General features: G+C 70.3%; 19 protein-coding genes. 4 read left to right on the top strand and 15 right to left on the bottom strand.

All coding sequences use genetic code 11. The features are described from left to right. Positions 1 to 3 precede the first annotated feature (3 nt). Entirely contained in the window at positions 4 to 1,890 is a 1,887-nt protein-coding gene (locus GHC57_RS00860) for a thiamine pyrophosphate-dependent enzyme (RefSeq protein ID WP_153340124.1), read from the top strand. Between the two features lie 4 nt (positions 1,891 to 1,894). Beyond that, positions 1,895 to 2,539, top strand: coding sequence for an indolepyruvate oxidoreductase subunit beta (locus GHC57_RS00855; protein WP_153340122.1), 645 nt, complete (start codon positions 1,895 to 1,897; stop codon positions 2,537 to 2,539). Here GHC57_RS00855 and GHC57_RS00850 read toward each other — a convergent pair. Continuing rightward, positions 2,536 to 4,275, bottom strand: a complete 1,740-nt coding sequence (locus GHC57_RS00850; RefSeq protein ID WP_153340120.1) for a SulP family inorganic anion transporter — start codon at positions 4,273 to 4,275, stop codon at positions 2,536 to 2,538. The genes GHC57_RS00855 and GHC57_RS00850 overlap by 4 nt on opposite strands. Positions 4,276 to 4,578: 303 nt before the next feature. On the opposite strand from GHC57_RS00850, the gene GHC57_RS00845 reads away from it, so the two are divergent. Continuing rightward, on the top strand, positions 4,579 to 5,910 hold the full coding sequence (locus tag GHC57_RS00845) for an anaerobic C4-dicarboxylate transporter (protein WP_153340118.1): 1,332 nt from the start codon (positions 4,579 to 4,581) through the stop codon (positions 5,908 to 5,910). Between the two features lie 136 nt (positions 5,911 to 6,046). Here GHC57_RS00845 and GHC57_RS00840 read toward each other — a convergent pair whose 3' ends face one another. From GHC57_RS00840 to rpiB, 11 genes are all read right to left on the bottom strand, one after another. Next, positions 6,047 to 8,167 carry a sodium-translocating pyrophosphatase gene (locus GHC57_RS00840; RefSeq protein ID WP_425500620.1) on the bottom strand — a complete coding sequence of 707 codons (2,121 nt, stop codon included), beginning with the start codon at positions 8,165 to 8,167 and terminating at the stop codon, positions 6,047 to 6,049. 230 nt (positions 8,168 to 8,397) lie between these two features. After that, positions 8,398 to 8,901 carry a hypothetical protein gene (locus GHC57_RS00835; protein ID WP_153340116.1) on the bottom strand — a complete coding sequence of 168 codons (504 nt, stop codon included), beginning with the start codon at positions 8,899 to 8,901 and terminating at the stop codon, positions 8,398 to 8,400. 30 nt (positions 8,902 to 8,931) lie between these two features. Next, positions 8,932 to 9,918: a thiamine-phosphate kinase gene (thiL, locus tag GHC57_RS00830; protein WP_153340113.1), complete on the bottom strand. Its 987-nt coding sequence runs from the start codon at positions 9,916 to 9,918 to the stop codon at positions 8,932 to 8,934. A 28-nt stretch (positions 9,919 to 9,946) separates the two neighbouring features. Beyond that, on the bottom strand, positions 9,947 to 10,456 hold the full coding sequence (gene nusB, locus GHC57_RS00825; RefSeq protein WP_153340111.1) for a transcription antitermination factor NusB: 510 nt from the start codon (positions 10,454 to 10,456) through the stop codon (positions 9,947 to 9,949). A gap of 55 nt (positions 10,457 to 10,511) precedes the next feature. Beyond that, positions 10,512 to 10,967, bottom strand: a complete 456-nt coding sequence (ribH, locus tag GHC57_RS00820; RefSeq protein WP_153340308.1) for a 6,7-dimethyl-8-ribityllumazine synthase — start codon at positions 10,965 to 10,967, stop codon at positions 10,512 to 10,514. A gap of 2 nt (positions 10,968 to 10,969) precedes the next feature. Beyond that, positions 10,970 to 12,094: a 3,4-dihydroxy-2-butanone-4-phosphate synthase gene (ribB, locus tag GHC57_RS00815; protein WP_170294604.1), complete on the bottom strand. Its 1,125-nt coding sequence runs from the start codon at positions 12,092 to 12,094 to the stop codon at positions 10,970 to 10,972. Positions 12,095 to 12,132: 38 nt separating this feature from the next. Continuing rightward, positions 12,133 to 12,723 (bottom strand): riboflavin synthase, encoded by a 591-nt coding sequence (locus GHC57_RS00810; RefSeq protein WP_153340108.1) that lies wholly within the window; start codon positions 12,721 to 12,723, stop codon positions 12,133 to 12,135. Between the two features lie 15 nt (positions 12,724 to 12,738). Next, complete coding sequence (gene ribD, locus GHC57_RS00805; RefSeq protein ID WP_246152035.1) at positions 12,739 to 13,899, bottom strand: bifunctional diaminohydroxyphosphoribosylaminopyrimidine deaminase/5-amino-6-(5-phosphoribosylamino)uracil reductase RibD; 1,161 nt, start codon at positions 13,897 to 13,899, stop codon at positions 12,739 to 12,741. Between the two features lie 36 nt (positions 13,900 to 13,935). After that, complete coding sequence (gene nrdR, locus GHC57_RS00800; RefSeq protein WP_153340106.1) at positions 13,936 to 14,394, bottom strand: transcriptional regulator NrdR; 459 nt, start codon at positions 14,392 to 14,394, stop codon at positions 13,936 to 13,938. A gap of 3 nt (positions 14,395 to 14,397) precedes the next feature. Next, positions 14,398 to 15,693, bottom strand: coding sequence for a serine hydroxymethyltransferase (glyA, locus tag GHC57_RS00795; protein ID WP_153340104.1), 1,296 nt, complete (start codon positions 15,691 to 15,693; stop codon positions 14,398 to 14,400). A 67-nt stretch (positions 15,694 to 15,760) separates the two neighbouring features. After that, positions 15,761 to 16,207 (bottom strand): ribose 5-phosphate isomerase B, encoded by a 447-nt coding sequence (gene rpiB / locus GHC57_RS00790; protein WP_343031065.1) that lies wholly within the window; start codon positions 16,205 to 16,207, stop codon positions 15,761 to 15,763. An 831-nt stretch (positions 16,208 to 17,038) separates the two neighbouring features. On the opposite strand from rpiB, the gene GHC57_RS00785 reads away from it, so the two are divergent. Continuing rightward, positions 17,039 to 17,467, top strand: a complete 429-nt coding sequence (locus GHC57_RS00785; RefSeq protein ID WP_153340100.1) for a Ros/MucR family transcriptional regulator — start codon at positions 17,039 to 17,041, stop codon at positions 17,465 to 17,467. 45 nt (positions 17,468 to 17,512) lie between these two features. Here GHC57_RS00785 and GHC57_RS00780 read toward each other — a convergent pair whose 3' ends face one another. From GHC57_RS00780 to mmsB (GHC57_RS00770), 3 genes are read right to left on the bottom strand one after another with little or no spacing between them, the layout of a single operon-like run. Beyond that, a complete protein-coding gene (locus tag GHC57_RS00780) occupies positions 17,513 to 17,719 on the bottom strand; it encodes a DUF6898 family protein (RefSeq protein ID WP_153340098.1) in 207 nt (68 codons plus the stop codon). Between the two features lie 49 nt (positions 17,720 to 17,768). Then, the gene (gene mmsB, locus GHC57_RS00775) at positions 17,769 to 18,674 is read right to left on the bottom strand and encodes a 3-hydroxyisobutyrate dehydrogenase (protein WP_153340096.1); all 906 of its coding nucleotides are present in this window, start codon (positions 18,672 to 18,674) and stop codon (positions 17,769 to 17,771) included. Between the two features lie 7 nt (positions 18,675 to 18,681). Next, on the bottom strand, positions 18,682 to 19,686 hold the full coding sequence (gene mmsB / locus GHC57_RS00770) for a 3-hydroxyisobutyrate dehydrogenase (protein WP_153340094.1): 1,005 nt from the start codon (positions 19,684 to 19,686) through the stop codon (positions 18,682 to 18,684). Positions 19,687 to 19,689: the final 3 nt, after the last annotated feature.

Below are 19,689 nucleotides of genomic sequence, written 5' to 3'. Positions count from 1 at the left end.
ATCATGAATGCCCTGACCGAGATCCAGGCCGGCAGCCGCGCGCTGCTGTCCGGCAACGAGGCCGTCGCCCGCGCCGTCTGGGAAGCCGGCGTCAAGGTGGCCAGCGCGTACCCCGGCACGCCCTCCACGGAAATCCTGGAGACTCTGGCCCGCTACCCGGACCTGGACGCGCAGTGGGGCGTCAACGAGAAGGTCTCGCTGGAGGTCGCCATCGGCGCCTCGCTGGCCGGCGCGCGGTCGTTCTGCGCCATGAAGCACGTGGGCATGAACGTGGCCGCCGACGCGCTGATGAGCCAGGCGCTGGCGGGCGTCAACGCCGGGCTGGTCATCGCCATCGCCGACGACGTGGGCCTGTCCTCCAGCCAGAACGAGCAGGACAGCCGCTATTGGGGCCGCTTCGCCCACCTGCCGATCCTGGAGCCGGCGGATGCCCAGGAAGCCTACACCTTCACCCTGGCCGCCTATGCGCTGTCCGAGCAGTTTTCCTGCCCGGTCATCCTGCGCATGACCACGCGGGTCTGCCACGTCAAGGCGGTGGTCGAGGTGGGCGAGCGCCTGACCCCCGACCACAAGGGCTTCATCCGCGACGCCCGGCGCTGGGTCATGCTGCCCAGCAACGCCAAGGCCATGCTTCCCCGCCAGGACGCGCGCGACGCCGCGCTGTCGGCGGAGTCCGACGCCACCCCGCTGACCACGGTCCTGGACGGCGCCGACCGCGCGCTCGGCCTGATCGCCAGCGGCCCGGCCGCCCTGTCGGCGCGCGAGGCCCTGCCCGACGTGCCCATCCTGAAGCTGGGCCAGACCTGGCCGCTGCCGATGGAGCGCATCCGCGCCTTCGCCTCCGGCGTGGACCGCGTGCTGGTGGTCGAGGAAACGGAACCCCTGGTCGAGCACGATCTGAAGGCCGCCGGCCTCGACGTGATGGGCAAGGACGTGCTGCCCCGTCACGGCGAACTGTCCGTCAGCGTGCTGCGGAGCGCCATCGCCCGCCTGAACGGCGAGGCCGCGGCCGATGCCGGGCCCGCCTCGCCGGGTGTGATCTCCGGGCCTGACCCGGACGTGTTCCCGCGCCCGCCGACCATGTGCCCGGGGTGCCCGCACCTCAGCCCGTTCTACTGCCTCTCCAAGCTGCGGCGCGCCGTGCTGATCGCCGGCGATATCGGCTGCTACACCCTGGGGGCCGGCCATCCCTGGCAGGCCATGGACACGTGTACCTGCATGGGCGCGTCCATCACCATGGCCCACGGCCTTGCGGCCGCCAAGGCGGGCGAGGACGAAAAGAAGGGCGTGGTCGCGGTCATCGGGGATTCCACCTTCCTGCACATGGGCATGCAGGGGCTGCTGAACCTGGTCTACAACCGCGCCAACGTCACCGTGATGCTGCTGGACAACCGTACCGTCGCCATGACCGGCGGCCAGGAGCACCCGGGCACCGGCTTCGGCATCCACGGCGAGGACGCGCCGCGCGTGGACTATGTCGCGCTGGTCCAGGCCATGGGCGTGAAGCCGGAGCGCGTCCACACCGTGGACCCCTACGCCCTGCCCGACCTGTTCAAGGTGATCCGCACCGAGGTGCAGGTGCCCGAAGTCTCGGTCATCATCACCAATCAGCCCTGCGTCCTGACCGACCGCCACGTGCCGCACCCGGCCCTGAAGGTCGTCGAGGAGGACTGCACCGGCTGCGGCGGCTGCATCACCATCGGCTGCCCCGCCATCGAGGTCAGCCGACGCGAGACCGCCACGACGAACAGCGGCAAGACCAGGGAGCTGGCCTTCGCCCGCATCGACAGCGCCTTCTGCACCGGCTGCAACGCCTGCGTGGAGACCTGCGCGCCCAACGCCATCGTGCCGCTGAACCCGGCCGATCATCCGCGCCTGGAAAGGGTCTGAGGCCATGACCACCACGGATCGCGTCACCAACGTCCTGCTGTGCGGCATCGGCGGCCAGGGCGTGCTCACCGCCGCCGAACTGCTGGCCCGCGCGGCCATCGCCGCCGGCCATGACGCCAAGAAGACCGAGGTTGCCGGCATGGCGCAGCGCGGCGGGGTGGTGACCTCGCACCTGCGCTTCGGGCCGCGCGTGCTGGCCCCCGCCATCCCGGACGGCGAGGCCGACGTGCTGATCGGGTTCGAGGCCGCCGAGTCCCTGCGCTGGGTCGGTCAGGTGCGGCCGGGCGGGCAGATCGTGGCCAACGCCCTGCGGGTCAAGCCGCCGGTGGTGCATCAGGGCCTGTTCCAGTACCCGGACGACCCGATCGGCGCCCTGCGGGCCAAGGCCGCGCCCAACGGTGTCTCCGTACGCACCCTGGATGCCCGCGCCATCGCCAACGAGTTGGGCACGGTGCGGCTCATCAACACGGTAATGCTGGGCGCGGTCTCGGACCTGCTGCCGCTGTCCGCCGAGGCCCTGCGGTCGCTGGTGGTGGACGTCTTCCGGGCGCGCAAACCGGCGCTGGCGGACCTGAACGGCCAAGCCTTCGACGCCGGCCGCGCCGCCGTCTCGGACGCGGCCGACCCCGCCCCGGCCGAGGCCGTCTAGCCCTCCGTCGTCCTGTCCCCCTCCGCGTGGAGACGGGCCAGCGCCTCCTCCACCGACGGCGACCAGTGCACCAGCGGCTGGCGCACGCCGTGGGTCAGCAGGTCGCGGCGCACGCCCGGGGACGCCCCCGCCAGATACACCGCCACGCCGTTGCGCTGCGCCTTGCGCGCCAGCCCGTGGATGGTGTTCGCCGCCGACGAGTCGATGAACGGCACCGCCGAGAAGTCCAGCACCAGCACCCGATGCGCGGCGGCGATGCGGTCCAGCACGGAACTCACCGTCGCCACCGCCCCGAAGAAGAACGCGCCACTGATGCGGTACACCATGATGCTCGGGTCGGTGCCCTCACGCGGCCGATAGGGCGTGCGCTCGGCCGGGTGGCCGTCGGGGCGGTCCTCGCCCACCAGCGGCACGTGGGCCTCGACCGAGACCGCCCGCGACATGCGGTGGATGAACAGCAGCGCGCCCAGCGCGAACCCCACGACGATGGCCTCGGTCAGGTCGCGGAAGATGGTCAGCAGGAATGTGACCAGCAGCACCGCCGCATCGCCCCGGCTGGCCCGAAGCAGGGTCCAGGCGGCCTCCTTCTCCACCATGTTCCAGGCGATGATGGTCAGCACCCCGGCCAGCGCCGCCAGCGGGATGAAGGCCGCCAGCGGGGCGGCCACCAGCACGAACACCAGCAGTGCCAGGGCGTGGATCATGCCGGCCACCGGGCCGTGCGCCCCGGCGCGGATGTTGGTGGCGGTGCGGGCGATGGCCCCGGTCACGCACAGGCCACCGAACAGGGCGGCGCCGATGTTGGCTGTCCCCTGGGCCATCAGCTCGCAGTTGGAGCGGTGCCGACGCCCGGTCATACCGTCCGCCACCACCGCGGACAGCAGGGACTCGATGGCCCCCAGCAGGGCGAAGGCGACGGCGTTGGGCAGCACGGCGGCGGCCTTGTCCCAACCGACCTCGGGAAGGCCGGGCAGCGGCAGCCCCTGGGGAATGCCGCCGAAGTGGCTGCCGATGGTCGCCACCGGCAGGTCGGCGACGGCGGTCGCCACGGCCGCCAACACCACGGCGATGAGCAGGTTGGGCCAGCCCGGCCGCAGGCGCTTGACGCCCACGATCACCGCGATGGTCCCCACCGCCACCGCCACCGCCGCCGGGGTGACCGTCGGCAGGCTGTGCCACAGCACCGGGATCTTGGCGAACAGGGGGCCGGGCTCGGGCGCGTGCAGGCTGAGCCCCAACAGGTCCTTGATCTGGCTCGCGAAGATGATGACGGCGATGCCGGCGGTGAAGCCCACGGTCACCGGATAGGGAATGAACTGGATGTAGCTGCCCAGGCGCAGCAGCCCCATCACCATGAGAATCCCGCCGGCCATCATGGTGGCCAGCAGCATGCCGTCCACGCCGTGCTCGGCGACCGTGGCGGCAACCAGCACGATGAACGCGCCGGCCGGGCCGCCGATCTGGAACCGGCTGCCGCCGATCAGCGAGACGATGAACCCGCCCACGATGGCCGCATACAGGCCCCGGTCGGGCGACACGCCCGAGGCGATGGCGATGGCCATGGACAGCGGCAGCGCCACCACGGCCACGGTCAGTCCCGCCACCGCGTCGGCGCGCAGTTCGCGCAGGCCATAGCCCTCGCGCAGCACGGTGACCAGCTTGGGCGTGAACAGGACGGACAGGCTGCGGTCCGGATCGGACGCGGCGGCAGAGGATCGGCGGGACGGGGTCGACATCCTTGCGGGACTTCCATCGGGCGGGAGGGAGCCCGAAACCATAGACCCCCACGCCCCTTGGGGGCAACGGAACCGGAACCGCGAATCCGCGCGCACGGCATCCCTCGCCGGGGCCCGCCTTGACGCGGGCCCGTTTCACCCGGACACTTTTCGAACCGCCCAGGAAACGGATACGCCAATGGCCCCGGGGCGGACGACCAAGCCTGCGCGGTAGCCTCGCTGGCGCTGCGCTCACGACAGACACGACCGCACCATCCCGGGACCGGGAGGGCAGACCTTTACGCCTGAAGAGGGGACGGCGTCATGATCTGGATTCAGCTCGCGATCACACTGCTTGCCCTGTACGTGGGCGCCCGCATCGGCGGGCTCGGCATGGGCATCACGGGCGGCGTCGGCGTCGTCATCCTGTGCTTCGGATTCGGGCTCGTGCCCGGCGACCCGCCGATCTCGGTCATGCTCATCATTCTGGCCGCGGTCACGGCAGCCTCGGCGCTGGAGGCGGCGCGCGGCATGGAATGGCTGGTGCAGCTGTCCGAACGCCTGCTGCGCCAGTTCCCCAAGGCGGTCACATTCCTGGGCCCACTGGTCACCTACACGATGACCCTGTGCGTCGGCACGGGCCATACCGTCTATGTGGTGCAGCCGATCATCGCGGACGTGGCCCGCAAGACCGGGATCCGGCCGGAACGCCCGCTGGCGGCGGCCTCCGTCGCTTCGCAGCTGGGCATCACCGCCAGCCCGCTGTCCGCGGCCGTGGTCTGGCTGGTGACCGAATTCGAAACCCGGGGCGTGCCTTACACCCTGGGCGACGTGCTGATGGTCACCATCCTGGCCACCCTCGTCGGGCTGCTGACAGCGGCGACGGTGCAAAGCTTCGTCGGCAAGGAGCTGGAGCGGGACCCGGAGTACCAGCGCCGGCTGGCGGACCCCACACTGCGCGCCGAGATGGAAGGCGCGGACAGCTCACTGCTGGACCGGCAACTGCCGGCCTCCGCCAAGCGGGCGGTCGGCATTTTCCTTGCCGGTTTGGCCTGCATCGTGGTGCTGGGCATGGTCCCGGAGTTGCGGCCGGTGGCCGATCCCGAGACCGGCAAGCCCGTCGGCATGGGCGACATGATCCAGATGGCGCTGCTGGCGACGGCGGCGGCCATCGTGCTCGCCTGCGGGGTTCAGGCCAAGACCATGGTGGCCGGCCCCGTGTTCCGCGCCGGCATGTCGGCCGTTGTGGCCATCTTCGGTATCGCCTGGCTGGCCGATACCTTCGTGACCAACAACCTGGACACCATCCGGCCCGCGATCGAGGGCATGGTGCGCGACAATCAGTGGATGTTCGCCTTCGCGTTCTTCCTGGTGTCGATCATCGTGAACAGCCAGGCGGCGACGGCGCGGATGCTCGGTCCCCTGGCCTTCCAGCTGGGCGTGGCCCCGGCCACGCTGATCGGCATCTATCCGTCCGTCTACGCCTACTACTTCATCCCGAACTACCCCAGTGATCTGGCGACAGTGAACTTCGACCGCACGGGCACGACCCGGATCGGGCGGTTCCTGCTGAACCACAGCTTCATGCTGCCGGGCCTGATCTGCACCTGGGTTTCGGTGAGCGTGGGCCTGCTGCTGGCCAGCGTCCTGCTCTGATCCGGATCGCCGGGGATCTCGGCCCCGACCGGGCTCGGTCCCGGTGATCCATAAAAAACCGGGCGGGAGAGGTGCTCTCCCGCCCGGCTGAAGGTCCCTGCCCTGTTCCGCCGCGGCGGGACAGGGCGGGTCGGAATTACGCGCCGTGGGCCATGACGGCCAGCAGCAGCAGCGCAACGATGTTGGTGATCTTGATCATCGGGTTCACGGCCGGGCCGGCGGTGTCCTTGTACGGATCGCCGACGGTGTCACCCGTCACCGCCGCCTTGTGGGCCTCGGAGCCCTTGCCGCCGTGGTTGCCGTCCTCGATGTACTTCTTGGCGTTGTCCCAGGCACCGCCGCCGGCGGTCATGGAGATCGCCACGAACAGGCCGGTAATGATGACGCCCAGCAGCATCGCGCCCAGCGCCGAGAAGGCCGCCGACGGACCGGCGATCAACTGGATGACGAAGAACAGCACGATCGGCGACAGCACCGGCAGCATCGAGGGGATGATCATCTCCCAGATCGCGGCCTTGGTCAGCATGTCCACGCAGCGGCCGTAGTCGGGCTTCGCGGTGCCTTCCATGATGCCCGGGATTTCCTTGAACTGGCGCCGCACCTCGTTCACGACGGAACCGGCCGCGCGGCCGACGGCGGTCATGCCCATGGAGCCGAACAGGAACGGCAGCAGGCCACCGATCAGCAGGCCGACCACCACGAACGGGCTGGACAGCGAGAAGTCGGCTTCAACACCCGCGAACATCGGATAGGTGTCCGGGTTGGCGGTGAAATAGGCCAGATCGGAGGTGTAGGCCGCGAACAGCACCAGGGCGCCCAGGCCGGCGGAGCCGATGGCGTAGCCCTTGGTCACGGCCTTGGTGGTGTTGCCGACCGCGTCCAGAAGGTCGGTGGTCTTGCGCACGCTCTCGTCCAGGTCCGCCATTTCGGCGATGCCGCCGGCGTTGTCCGTGACCGGACCGTAGGCGTCGAGGGCGACGACCATGCCCGCCAGCGCCAGCATCGCGGTCACCGCGATGGCGATGCCGAACAGACCGGCCAGCAGGTAGGCGCAGATGATGGCGGCGCAGATGATGAGCGCCGGCAGGGCGGTGGCCTCCATGGAGATCGCGAGGCCCTGGATCACGTTCGTGGCGTGCCCGGTGGTCGAGGCCTTCGCCACCGACCGCACGGGGCGGAACTCGGTCGCGGTGTAGTACTCGGTCACCCAGATGATGAGCCCCGTGACGACCAGACCGACCACGGCGCACAGGAACAGCGACCACGGTCCGAACGTGCTGCCGCCCACGGTCCATTCATTGGTGAAGCCCAGCAACAGCGCGGTCATGATCGCGATGCCGCCCAGCGAGAACAGCGCCGACATGATGAAGCCGCGGTACAGCGCGCCCATGATGTTGGTGGAGCCGTCCTTGAGCTTGACATAGTACGTGCCGGCGATGGAGGCCAGGATGCACACGCCGCCGATGGCCAGCGGATAGGCCATCATGGTCGCCTGCCAGTCGGTGCCCATGAAGAAGATCGACGCCAGCACCATGGTGGCGACCACGGTCACGGCGTAGGTCTCGAACAGGTCGGCGGCCATGCCGGCGCAGTCGCCCACGTTGTCGCCCACGTTGTCGGCGATCACGGCCGGGTTGCGCGGGTCGTCCTCGGGGATGCCGGCCTCGACCTTGCCCACCAGGTCGGCGCCCACGTCAGCGCCCTTGGTGAAGATGCCGCCGCCCAGTCGGGCGAAGATGGAGATCAGCGACGCGCCGAAGCCCAGGGCCACCAGCGGGTCGATGATGCCGCGCCCCTCCGCGCCCATCGCCAGCAGGACCACGTAGTAGCCGACCACCGCCAGCAGGGCCAGGCCGGCCACCAGCATGCCGGTGACGGCGCCGCTCTTGAAGGCGATGTCCAGGCCGCGACCCAGGCCCTGCCGGGCGCCCTCTGCGGTGCGGACGTTGGCGCGCACCGACACCAGCATGCCGACGAACCCGGCGACGCCCGAGCAGACGGCGCCGATGGCGAAGCCCGCGGCCACCGACAGGTCCAGGACAAACATCAGGATCACGAAGACGACGATGCCGACTCCGGCGATGGTCAGGTACTGGCGCTTCAGATAGGCCTGCGCCCCCTCCTGCACCGCGCCGGAGATGCGGCGCATCTCGTCCGTGCCGCTGTCGGCGGCCATGATGGCCCCGACCGTCTTGATGCCATACACGAGCGCCGCAAGGCCGCACGCAATGACAAATATGTAGAGTACGATCAGCATCTTGGATTGCGCCCTTCGCTTAAGGATTAACCGACCGTCATGGTCGCGAGTCTCCACCGTGTGGCCTCGATCGACCCGGTCGCCGTTAACATCCCGTCCTGGACAGGGGTATCCCCCGCATTTTTCGTTTTTGAGGGCAGCGAGCCTGCCAGAAGACCCGCCCACAGGCAACGCAAGACCCGCCCGTTCGGGTCGGTCCGACCCGAATTCCGAGCCGAACGGGAATAACCCTAGCGGATATATGCACCATCAATCAGCACGTCATGAACCGGGCCATCTCCCATCGCCCGCGTGACCTGCCCGTTGAGCACCGCTTTCATCGCCGGAAGGTCGAGTCGCCCCGGCGCGGGGATCAGCTCCGGCATCTTCTGGACCAGTCCGGTCAGGATCACGTCCGTCAGGCGGGGGATGGCGCGGGTCACGTCCGCCCGCGAGTCGGGGTCCACGTGCAACCGAAGGCTCAGGTTGAGATGCCGGCCCGCCTGTCCCTCGGCGATCACCGGAATGGCGAACTGCGGCAGCCGCATGAACACGGGGTCCGGGCCGTAGTCCGGGGGCGGCGGCGGCGGCGGCGCCTGGGCCGCCTCCGAACCCTCCCCGGCGGCCGGATCGGCCAGCCCCAGCATGGGCTTGAGGCCGGCCACATCGGGCACGACCCCCATCACGGTCAGCCCGACGAAGGACCCGCCCAGCAGCAGCAGAACCACGACACCGATCAGCAGACGTTTCACCATGCTCCTCCCTTGAGGGTCGCACCGGGGGTTTTACCAGGCATGCCGCCAGCCCGGCCGGTCGAGCGTCACCGGGGTGCCGGCCGCGTCCACGATCCGGATGCCGGGCGCGGCCTCCAGCCGGCCGATGCGGGCCACGGACACGCCCGCCTCGCGAGCGGCGGCCTCGACCGCATCGCCACGCTCGGGCGGGACCGCGAACAACAGTTCGTAATCGTCCCCGCCGCCCAGGACCGAGTCCCGCAGCGCCGGGTCCGCGTCCAGGCTGGCCCGCGCGGCCTCGGACAGCGGCACCGCCGCCGCCTCGATCCGCGCCCCGGTCCCGCTGGCCGCGCACAGGTGACCCAGATCACCGACCAGTCCGTCCGAGATGTCCAGGGCCGCCGTCGCCACCCCGCGCAGCGCCATCCCCAGCGCCACCCGGGGGCGCGGCAGGTGGTAGCGGTCGGCCAGCCTGCGGGCATGATCGGGATCGGCGGGGCGCAGCGCCCCGTCCAGCACCTTCAGCCCCAGCGCCGCATCGCCGACGGTCCCGGAGACCCACAGGTCGTCCCCCGCCCGACCGCCGCCCCGCGTCAGATGGGCCCCCGGCGGCGTCTGCCCCAGGATGGTGACGGAGATCGTCACCGGGCCCGGCGTGGACACCGTATCCCCGCCCAGCAGCCCCAGGCCGAAGGTGGACAGGTCGGCATCCAGGCCCCGCACGAAGCCCTCGATCCAGGCATCATCCTGGTTCGACGACAGGGCGAGGGTCAGGATCACGCCCACCGGCGCCGCCCCCATGGCGGCCATGTCGGAGACGTTCACCCGCACCGCCTTGCGGGCAATCAGATCCGGCGGATCTTCAAGACGGAAATGCACCCCGCCCACCAGCATGTCGGCGCTGACCACGGTGCCCTGCCCACCCTCGGGCGGCGGCAGCACGGCGGCGTCGTCCGTCAGGCCCAGCGCCGCCGGGCAGCGGCGGGCCAGGGGCGCGAACAGGTCGGCAATGAGATCGAATTCACCGCGTCGGGGCATGCGCCTTCCCTTCCGGGCCGCCGGCCGCTCAGCGGGGCGCGAAGGCCTCGGGGTGAACCTGCCGGGCGATGCGGTCCAGCACGGCGTTGACCAGCTTGACCTCCGGCCCGTCATAGAACGCACCGGCCAGATCCACGTATTCCGTGATGGTCACGCGCGGCGGCACGTCGGGCATGCCCGTCAGTTCGTACACCGCCACGCGCAGGATGGACCGCACCAGCATCTCCAGCCGGGCGCCGCTCCAGTCCCCGGACAGCGACCCGTCGATGATCTCGTCCAGGCGCGCGGCTTCGGCCACCGTGCCGCGCCCCAGGCTGGTCAGCATGAGGGAATCGGCGGGGGCGAGCGGGGTTGCTTCCTCGCGCGGCTCGAACAGCCCTTCCGGGTCCGGGATGTCGGCCAGGGCCTCGCCCCCCAGGCGGCCTTCCAGCACATCCTTCAGCACATCCTGGATGCGCGCCCCGGTGATCGCCGTGGCGTAGACGGCCTGAACGGCGGCCAGCCGGGCGGCACTGCGACGCCGGGCACTCGTGGTCATGGTTTCGGTCGTCCCTGTCGGGGGTCGCGACGCCGGCCGCGCGGCGTCGGTGTCGTCACAACCCCAGTTCCCGCTTGATCTCGATCATGCGCAGGCAGGCGCGGGCCGCCTTGCCGCCCAGGTTCTTGCCGTCCGGCCGCGCCCGGTCCAAGGCCAACTGGCGCGTCGGACAGGTCAGGATGCCGTTGCCCATCGCCAGCGAGTAATCCAGCACCAGCCGGCTGATCCCGCTCATGGCCTCGGTGCAGACGTGCTCGTAATGGTCGGTCTCGCCCTTGATGGCGCAGCCCAGCACCACATAGCCGGAATAGCGGTGGTCGGTCGCCCGCAGTTCCATCGCCCGCACGGCATAGCGCACCACGGCCGGAATCTCCAGCACCCCCGGCACGATGATGCGCTTGTAGCCGAAGCCGCTGGCGGTCAACTCCTGGACACAGCCGCGCACGAGTTGGTCGGTGATGTCCTCGTAGAACCGGGCCTCGACGATCAGGATGCGCCGGTCGTCCGCCATGCTCATGATGCGGGGTCCTCCACGTCGGGGATCGGGCGCTGCTCGACAACGCGCAGGCCGTAGCCGTCCAGGGCGATGATGTTGCGGTGACTGTTGGACAACAGGATCATGTCCCGCACTCCGAGATCCAGCAGGATCTGGGCGCCCACGCCATAGTCCACCAGCCGGCCGTCGTCGGCGCGACCCTCCAGGCGGGCGCGCACCCGCCCGGACAGCGCGGTCTGGTGCGGCTCGCGGATCAGCACGATGACGCCGTGACCGGCGCGGCCGATGGTCTCCATGGCCTCGTGCAGGATCTCGCCCTTGCCGCTCTCGGCATCGTGCAACAGGTCATCCAGCACATTCAGGGCATGCACGCGCACCAGGGTGGGCGTCTCGGCCTCCACCCGGCCCTTTACGAGCGCAAGGTGTTCGGCATAGGCCACGGTGTTGACGTAGACCACCATGCGCCAGTCGCCGCCGTACTGGGAGTGCAGCTCGGTCTCGATCTCGCGCCGGACGATGCGCTCGGTGCGGCGGCGGTAGGCGATCAGGTCGGCGATGGTGCCCACCTTCAACCCGTGATGCTGGGCGAAGGCCACCAGATCGGGCATGCGCGCCATGGAGCCGTCGTCGTTCATGATCTCGCAGATCACGCCGGCGGGGATCAGCCCGGCGAGGCGCGAGACATCCACGGCGGCCTCGGTGTGACCGGCGCGGACCAGCACGCCGCCTTCGCGCGCCATCAGCGGGAACACATGGCCGGGGGTGGCGATGTCCTCCTTGCCCTTGGACGGGTCGATGGCCACGGCGATGGTGTGCGCCCGGTCGGACGCCGAAATGCCGGTGGTCACCCCCTCCTTGGCCTCGATGGAGTAGGTGAAGGCGGTGCCGTGGCGGCTGCTGTTCTGCTGCGGCATCAGCGGCAGGCCGAGGGTGCGGCAGCGCTCCTCGGTCATGGCCAGACAGATCAGGCCGCGCCCGAACCGGGCCATGAAGTTGATCGCATCCGGAGTCGCCATCTGGGCCGGGATGACCAGATCGCCCTCGTTCTCCCGGTCCTCGTCGTCCACCAGGATGAACATGCGCCCGTTGCGGGCATCCTCCAGGATCTCCTCGGGCGCCGCCAGGAAGTCGCGATAGTTCACGTGGGTCGTCTCGACGCCCTCGGTGGTCTTCACGCCGCTCACTCCCGCGTCTCCAGAAGGCGCGCGACGTACCGCGCCAGCATGTCGATTTCGAAATTCACCGCATCGCCCGGCGTGAGCGTGCCGAAGGTGGTCACGTCGGCCGTGTGCGGGATGATGTTGACCCCGAAGTGGCGGTCATCCACCTCGTTGACGGTCAGGGACACGCCGTCGAGCGCCACCGACCCCTTGCCGGCCACATAGCCCTTCAGGGCCTCCGGCACCTGGAACACGAAGCGGGTGGACTCGCCCTCGGGCCGGCGCTCCACCACCGTGGCGAGGCCGTCCACATGGCCGGAGACGATATGCCCCCCCAGCTCGGCGCCCAGCGCCAGGGCGCGTTCCAGGTTGACGGGCGTGCCTTCGGTCCAGCGGCCCAGGGTGGTCTTGGACAGGGTCTCCGCCGAGGCCTGGACGGCGAACCAGTCCGGGCCGGTCTCGATCACCGTCAGGCAGCAGCCGTTGCAGGCGATGGACGCGCCCAGGTCGATGCCCGCCGTGTCATAGGCGGTCTGGATCTCGATGCGGGTGTCGCCCGTCTGCTCCAGGCGGCGCACCCGCCCCAGGTCGGTGATGATGCCGGTAAACATGGACGTGATATGCCTTCATGACTCGGGAACCGGGGGACCGTCGGGGCCATCCGCGCCCGGGTCCGGAACCCGGCGCAGGGTCCACAGGAGGTCCGGGCCGGCAGCACCCCGGTCCAGGGGCGCAAAATTGGCGCAATCGGCCAGCCGGTCAACCCCGAACCCCGCCACGACGGGTCGCGCGGCCTCGCCCAGCAGTTTCGGCGCCACGAACCAGGCCAGCCGATCCACCCGCCGGGCCGCCAGCAGGGCGCCGATGAGTTGTCCGCCGCCCTCCACCAGCAGGCGGGTGATCCCGGCCGACCCGAGCGCCGCCAGGGCCGCGCCGATCTCAACCCGGCCGTCGCCGTCCGCCGTCACCGGCAGCACGCGCACCCCGCGCGACTCCAGCGCGGCGCGCCGATCGGCGGAGGCCGGTTCCGTGCACAGCACCCAGACCGGCGCCCGGTCCGTGCGGCCCGCGAGGCGGCTGTCCGGAGACAGCGCAAGACGGCTGTCGAACACCACCCGCACGGGGGAGCGATCCTCCAGGCCCGGCAGGCGGCAGTCCAGCAGGGGATCGTCCGCCCGCACCGTGCCGATGCCGACCGCGATGGCATCGTGCTCGGCGCGCAGGCGGTGCCCCCGCGCCCGCGCGGCGGGCCCGGTGATCCAGCGGCTCTCGCCCGAGGCGGTGGCGATGCGGCCATCCAGCGTGGCGGCGGCCTTGACGGTCACCAGCGGGCGGCCCTGGGTCACGCGCAGCAGGAACCCGGCGTTGATCTCCGCCGCCCTCTGTGCGGCCGGATGGTCAGGGGGCAGGGTCTCCACCGTCACCCCGGCGTCCGCGAGACGCGCCAGCCCGCGCCCGCTCACCCGGGGATCGGGATCGCGCAGGGCCGCGACCACGCGCGCGACGCCGGCGGCGATCAGCGCGTCGGCGCAGGGCGGGGTCTTGCCATGATGGGAACAGGGCTCCAGGGTGACATAGGCGGTGGCCCCGCGCGCGGTCTCGCCCGCGCGGCGCAGCGCCTCGGTCTCGGCATGAGGGCGCCCGCCCGGCCGGGTCCAGCCGCGCCCGACCACGCGCCCATCCCGCGCCAGAACGCAGCCCACCGCCGGGTTGGGCCAGACGCGCCCGAGCCCGCGCCCCGCCAGCGCCAGCGCGGCCGTCATGTGCGCGGTGTCGTCACGATCCATGGCGGCGTCCGGGCCCCTCCGGCGGGCGGCGGCCGCTCAGGGCTCGTCCCCGCCCAGCTTCTCCACGAAGTTCTCGAAGTCCTTGGCCTCGCGGAAGTTCCGGTACACCGACGCGAACCGCACATAGGCGACCGGATCAAGGGTGGACAGCGCGTCCATGACCATCTCGCCCACCGTGTGGGACGGAATCTCGGTCTCGCCCGAGCTTTCAAGCCGCCGCTGAATGGCGTTGACCATGCGCTCGATGCGGTCGCTGTCGATGGGCCGCTTGCGGCAGGCGATCTGGATGGACCGCGCCAGCTTGTCGCGGTCGAAGGGCGCGCGCTGGCCGTTCTTCTTCACGATCACCAGGTCGCGCAGTTGGACGCGCTCGAAGGTGGTGAAGCGCGACTGACAGCCCGGACAGAAGCGACGGCGCCGAATGGCGGCGCCGTCCTCCGTGGGCCGTGAGTCCTTCACCTGCGTGTCCATGTTGCCGCAGAACGGACACCGCATGGCCTACAGCCCCTGATAGATGGGGAAGCGGGCGCACAGGGCGCCCACGCGCTTGCGCACGGCGGTTTCGACCGCGCTGTTGTCTTCGCGGTTGGCGGCGAGGCCGTCCAGCACTTCGGCGATCATCTCGCCGACCTGACGGAATTCCTCGGTGCCGAAGCCGCGCGTGGTCGCCGCCGGCGAGCCCAGCCGCACGCCCGAAGTCACCATGGGCTTTTCCGGATCGAACGGAATGCCGTTCTTGTTGCAGGTCATGCCGGCGCGCTCCAGCGCGGTCTCGGCGATGTTGCCGGTCAGGCCCTTCGGCCGCAGATCCACCAGCACCACATGCGTGTCGGTGCCGCCGGACACCAGATCCAGACCGCCGGCCACCAGGGTCTCGCCGAGAACGCGGGCGTTGTCCTTGACCTGCTGGGCGTAGGCGGCGAAGGACGGCTTCAGCGCCTCGCCGAAGGCCACCGCCTTGGCGGCGATGATGTGCATCAGGGGGCCGCCCTGCAGGCCGGGGAAGACGGCCGAATTGATCTTCTTGCCCAGCGCCGCGTCGTTGCTGAGGATCATGCCGCCGCGCGGGCCGCGCAGGGTCTTGTGGGTGGTGGTCGTGACCACGTCGGCGTAGGGCAGCGGGCTGGGATGCACCTTGGCGGCGACCAGCCCGGCGAAGTGGGCCATGTCCACCATCAGGTAGGCGCCCACCGAGTCGGCGATCTCGCGGAAGGCCTTGAAGTCGATCTCGCGCGGGTAGGCCGAGCCGCCGGCGATGATGAGCTTCGGCTTGTGTTCCTTGGCCAGGGCCGCGACCTCGTCGAAGTCGATGCGGCCGTCCTGCTTGCGCACGCCGTACTGGACGGCGTTGAACCACTTGCCGGACAGCGCCGGGGCGGCGCCGTGGGTCAGGTGGCCGCCGGCGGCCAGCGACATGCCCAGGATGGTGTCGCCCGGCTTGCACAGGGCCAGCATGACCGCGCCGTTGGCCTGCGCGCCCGAATGGGGCTGCACGTTCGCGAACGAACAGTCGAACAGGGCCTTGGCGCGGTCGATGGCCAGAGCCTCGGCCTCGTCCACGAACTCGCAGCCGCCGTAGTAGCGGCGACCGGGGTAGCCCTCGGCGTACTTGTTGGTCAGGACCGTGCCGGCGGCCTCCAGCACGGCGCGGGAAACGATGTTCTCCGACGCGATCAGTTCGATCTGATCCTGCTGGCGACCCAGTTCCCGGCGCGCGGCCCGGTACAGGTCGGGATCGGCATCGGCGAGGCCGGCCGAGAAGAAGGCGTCAAGGTCGGTCGCAATGGAATCCATCGGCTGGCAGTCCTTTGTTACGGGGTCGCCCCGGCTGCGGGGCGCGATATGGGGGAGGCCGTGGGCCTCACAGCGCGGGCGGGGTGCCCAGTTTCTCGACGCGGCGGGCGTGGCGGCCGCCTTCGAACGCGGTGTCCAGGAAGGTGTCCACGCAGTCGCGCGCCACCTCCGGCCCAGTGGTGCGGCCGCCCAGCACCAGCACGTTGGCGTCGTTGTGCTCGCGGCACAGGCGCGCGCTCGTCACGTCGTGGACCAGGGCGGCGCGAAGGAAGGGGTAGCGGTTGGCGGCGATGGAGATGCCGATGCCGGTGCCGCACAGCAGGATGCCGCGCGCGGCGCGGCCGTCCCGGAGAGCCTCGGCCAGCACGGCGGCGAAGTCGGGATAGTCCACGGACTCCGGCCCGTGCGTGCCCAGGTCCAGGGTCTCCAGTCCGCGCGCGGCCAGATGGTCACGCACCTGGGTTCTCAGGTCGATGGCCCCATGATCGGAGGCCAGGGCAATCACGTCGGACACAGGCGTCTCCCGCTTGGTCGGGTCCTTCGGCGCGCAACAGAGCACGCATTGAGTGTTCCGGCAGGTGGTGTCGCGACCCGTGGCACGCACGCCGGGACCGGCGCGGACCGGCCCGAACCGCCCCCGGGGCGGCCGGAGCGGCCCGGCTGTCATCGTGCAAGGTCCCGTGTGCTACCACATCTCGCCGTGATTTACCAAGGCCCCACACGGGATGGCGGAACGGGGACCGCGGCCCCGGGTTCCTCGTCCGCGCCGCGCCGGCGCGAAAAGACCGCCGCGAGGGTCAACCAAAGCCCACCCAACATTGTGCAAGTCGGGGGCGGACTCTCCCGATGACTGCATCCGTTCTTTCCCGAAGCAGGCGGGCGAGCCCCGAACAGAACGGCGAAACTGCGCCCGATCGGCACAGTTGCTTCGCAAGTCACCTCGGTCGAGTCATTAGCATCAAAACATGTAGGGTGGTGGGGACTGGCTATGCCGTCCGGCCGGAAAGTCGAGGCCGTCAGCCTAGTCGGATGGTCACCCTAGACCCGATGATGATAGACGGACGGCATGACCTGAATAGCCCATGACCGGGCGGAAGCCGCCTTACATTGCAAAATCGGGGGCATGGAATTCGCCGGCGGGGTGGATGTCCGGCCATAAGATTTCATATTGATTATTGTGCGAACCGGGTTAGTGTAGTACGAAATACTGATAGGCGCCGGTGACACGGACCGACGCAAAGCGCCATCAGACTTTCGGAACCGACGACGACGGTGTCGTCCCCTGTACGGACGAACCCTCCGTCCCGGGGTGTTCCATTCTATGCACGAGAGAAGAGAAACAAGCATGACGGAAGAGACCGCGACCGCTTTGCCGCGCGAAGACATCCTCCGCCTGGCGGTCAGTATCGTCACGGCGTACGTCGGCAACAATCCGCTGCCGGCCGGGCAGATCCCGGAACTGATCCAGACCGTCTACACCTCTCTCATGGGGTTGGGGCAGGAACAGCCCGAGGTGAAGGCCGAGGCCCAGAAGCCGGCCGTGCCGGTGCGGAAGTCGATCACGCCCGACTATATCGTGTGCCTGGAGGACGGCAAGCATCTGAAGATGCTCAAGCGCCACCTGCGCACCAACTACAACATGACCCCGGACGAGTACCGCGCCAAGTGGGGCCTGCCGGCGGACTATCCGATGGTGGCGCCGAACTACGCCGCCCAGCGCTCGGAGTTCGCCAAGAAGATCGGCCTGGGCCGCAAGGCCGGCGGCACGGAATAGCGCCCGCGAGCCGGCGAAAAGGCCCCCCCTTTTCGCCGGCCGGGATCACCGCAGCTTGCCGTCCCGCCGCATGACCCAGATCAGCTTGCGCAACGCGGCGGCCTTCAGGGACTCCCGCGACAGGTTCGGATCGCCCACCATGCGGACCTCGGTGTTGGTCTGCGGGTCGATGGCCGAGACCCGCACGAAGGCCCCCTGATAGACGAACTCGAACAGCACGGTGTCCGGCTGCGGGTCCTGGTGGCGCGCCATCACGTGTCCTCTTCCCGGTCTCGGGCCGGGCGATCGGGGCCCCGCCCGTCTACCCGCGCGCCGCCAGCATCCGGATCACGCCGGAAAAGTCCACATCGCCGTGCCCCTGGGCGCAGAACAGGGCATACAGCGCCTCGGCCAGCGCGCCCATGGGCGTGGCAGCCTCGCCGGTGGCGGCCGCCTGCTGGGCCAGTTTGAGATCCTTCAGCATGAGGGCGGAGGCAAACCCGCCCGTATAGCCGCGACTCGACGGGGCGGTGGGGACCAGTCCCGGCACGGGGCAATAGGCCGTCACCGACCAGCATTGTCCCGACGCCTGCGAGGCCACCTCGAACAGCCTGGCCGTGTCCAGTCCCAGGCGTTCGGCCAGAGTAAAGGCCTCCGACACGCCCAGCATCTGGATGCCGGCCATCATGTTGTTGCAGATCTTCGCGGCCTGCCCGGTGCCGGCGGGCCCGGTGTGCACGATGGTCCGGCCCATGCAGGCCAGCAGGGGTTCGGCCTCGGCGAAGGTCTCGGCCGCACCCCCCACCATGAAGGCCAGCGTGGCCGCCTCCGCCCCCGGCACGCCCCCCGACACCGGCGCGTCCAGCATGCGGTGCCCCGCCGCGTGCGCCGCCTCGGCCATGGCGCGGGCGGTCTCCACGTCGATGGTGGAGCAGTCCACGAACAGCGTGCCCGGCGCGGCGACGGCGAACAGCCCGGGATCGCCGCCCTCCTCGCCCGCGAGCACCGCCCGCACGTGCCGCCCCATGGGCAGCATGGTGAGGACCACCCCGGCGCCGTCCACGGCCTCGGCGGCGGAGCCCGCCGCCACGGCCCCGGCCGCAACGGCCCGGTCCACCGCCGCCGCATCCAGATCGAAGCCCCGGACCCGGTGGCCCGCCTTCAGCAGATTGGCGGCCATGGGGCCGCCCATGTTGCCCAGGCCGATGAAAGCGATCGTGCGAGTCATGAGCCGGTCACGCCTGGCCGTCGATCATGCGGATGATGCCCGAGAAGTCCGTGCCGCCGTGGCCCTGGTTGCAGAACAGGGCGTACAGCCCCTCGGCGGCCGCGCCCATGGGCGTCGCCGCCCCGCTGGTGGCGGCGGCATCCTGGGCGAGCTTCAGATCCTTCAGCATCATCGCCGCCGAGAACCCGGGTGTGTAGTCCCGGTTCGCCGGACTGGTGGGCACCGGCCCCGGCACCGGGCAATAGGTGGTCAGGGACCAGCACTGGCCCGATGCCTTGGAACTGACATCGAACAGCTTCTGGGCATCGAGCCCCAGCCGCTTGGCCAGCATGAAGGCCTCAGCCACCGACAGCATCTGGATGCCGAGCATCATGTTGTTGCAGATCTTGGCCGCCTGGCCGGTGCCGGGACCGCCGGTGTGGATGACGGCCTTGCCCATCTGCTCCAGGATCGGCCGGGCCGCGGTCACCGCATCGTCCGGGCCGCCGACCATGAAGGTCAGGCTGCCGGCCTCGGCCGCGCCCACGCCGCCGGAAACCGGCGCGTCCACCATCAGCAGGCCGGCCTCGGCGGCGGCCGCGCCGACCGCGCGGGCGCTGTCCACGTCAATGGTCGAGCAGTCGATCAGCAGCGCCCCCGACCGCGCCGCCGCGATCACGCCGCCGCCCTCGGCCCCCTCGCCCATATAGACGCCGCGCACGTGCTGGCCGGCGGGCAGCATGCTCACGATCACGTCGGCCCCGGCGGCGGCCTCGGTCGCGCTCGCCGCGCGGCTGGCCCCGGCGCCCTCGGCGCGGGCCAGCGCGTCCGCCGACAGGTCGAACGCCCGCACCGTGTGCCCGGCCTTGGTCAGATTGGCCAGCATGGGCCCGCCCATGTTGCCCAGGCCGATGAATCCGATCGTCGCCATGGTCATAGTCCTCCCCGTTTGTTTTTGCACAACGGCATCTAGCGATGACCGTTGCAGTCCGTGGCCGAGGTGGAGGCGATGAAGCGGACGAGCCCGGTTCATCGC

Origin of the sequence: Roseospira navarrensis (genome assembly GCF_009601025.1) — a bacterium.
Lineage (GTDB): Bacteria > Pseudomonadota > Alphaproteobacteria > Rhodospirillales > Rhodospirillaceae > Rhodospira > Rhodospira navarrensis.
The sequence above is the reverse complement of the archived record's forward strand: the minus strand, read 5'-3'. Positions and strand labels throughout refer to the sequence as shown.

What these genes read in the sequence shown, in the direction of transcription:
- GHC57_RS00810 (WP_153340108.1), bottom strand. Translation starts at nt 12,723, where the DNA reads ATGTTTACCGGCATCATCACCGACCTGGGGCGGGTGCGCCGCCTGGAG.
- ribH (WP_153340308.1), bottom strand. Translation starts at nt 10,967, where the DNA reads ATGGCGGACGACCGGCGCATCCTGATCGTCGAGGCCCGGTTCTACGAG.
- mmsB (WP_153340096.1), bottom strand. Translation starts at nt 18,674, where the DNA reads ATGACTCGCACGATCGCTTTCATCGGCCTGGGCAACATGGGCGGCCCC.
- GHC57_RS00845 (WP_153340118.1), top strand. Translation starts at nt 4,579, where the DNA reads ATGATCTGGATTCAGCTCGCGATCACACTGCTTGCCCTGTACGTGGGC.
- nrdR (WP_153340106.1), bottom strand. Translation starts at nt 14,394, where the DNA reads ATGCGGTGTCCGTTCTGCGGCAACATGGACACGCAGGTGAAGGACTCA.
- GHC57_RS00785 (WP_153340100.1), top strand. Translation starts at nt 17,039, where the DNA reads ATGACGGAAGAGACCGCGACCGCTTTGCCGCGCGAAGACATCCTCCGC.
- nusB (WP_153340111.1), bottom strand. Translation starts at nt 10,456, where the DNA reads ATGACCACGAGTGCCCGGCGTCGCAGTGCCGCCCGGCTGGCCGCCGTT.
- GHC57_RS00860 (WP_153340124.1), top strand. Translation starts at nt 4, where the DNA reads ATGAATGCCCTGACCGAGATCCAGGCCGGCAGCCGCGCGCTGCTGTCC.
- GHC57_RS00840 (WP_425500620.1), bottom strand. Translation starts at nt 8,167, where the DNA reads ATGCTGATCGTACTCTACATATTTGTCATTGCGTGCGGCCTTGCGGCG.
- GHC57_RS00855 (WP_153340122.1), top strand. Translation starts at nt 1,895, where the DNA reads ATGACCACCACGGATCGCGTCACCAACGTCCTGCTGTGCGGCATCGGC.
- ribD (WP_246152035.1), bottom strand. Translation starts at nt 13,899, where the DNA reads ATGGATCGTGACGACACCGCGCACATGACGGCCGCGCTGGCGCTGGCG.
- GHC57_RS00780 (WP_153340098.1), bottom strand. Translation starts at nt 17,719, where the DNA reads ATGGCGCGCCACCAGGACCCGCAGCCGGACACCGTGCTGTTCGAGTTC.
- glyA (WP_153340104.1), bottom strand. Translation starts at nt 15,693, where the DNA reads ATGGATTCCATTGCGACCGACCTTGACGCCTTCTTCTCGGCCGGCCTC.
- thiL (WP_153340113.1), bottom strand. Translation starts at nt 9,918, where the DNA reads ATGCCCCGACGCGGTGAATTCGATCTCATTGCCGACCTGTTCGCGCCC.
- GHC57_RS00850 (WP_153340120.1), bottom strand. Translation starts at nt 4,275, where the DNA reads ATGTCGACCCCGTCCCGCCGATCCTCTGCCGCCGCGTCCGATCCGGAC.
- mmsB (WP_153340094.1), bottom strand. Translation starts at nt 19,686, where the DNA reads ATGAACCGGGCTCGTCCGCTTCATCGCCTCCACCTCGGCCACGGACTG.
- GHC57_RS00835 (WP_153340116.1), bottom strand. Translation starts at nt 8,901, where the DNA reads ATGGTGAAACGTCTGCTGATCGGTGTCGTGGTTCTGCTGCTGCTGGGC.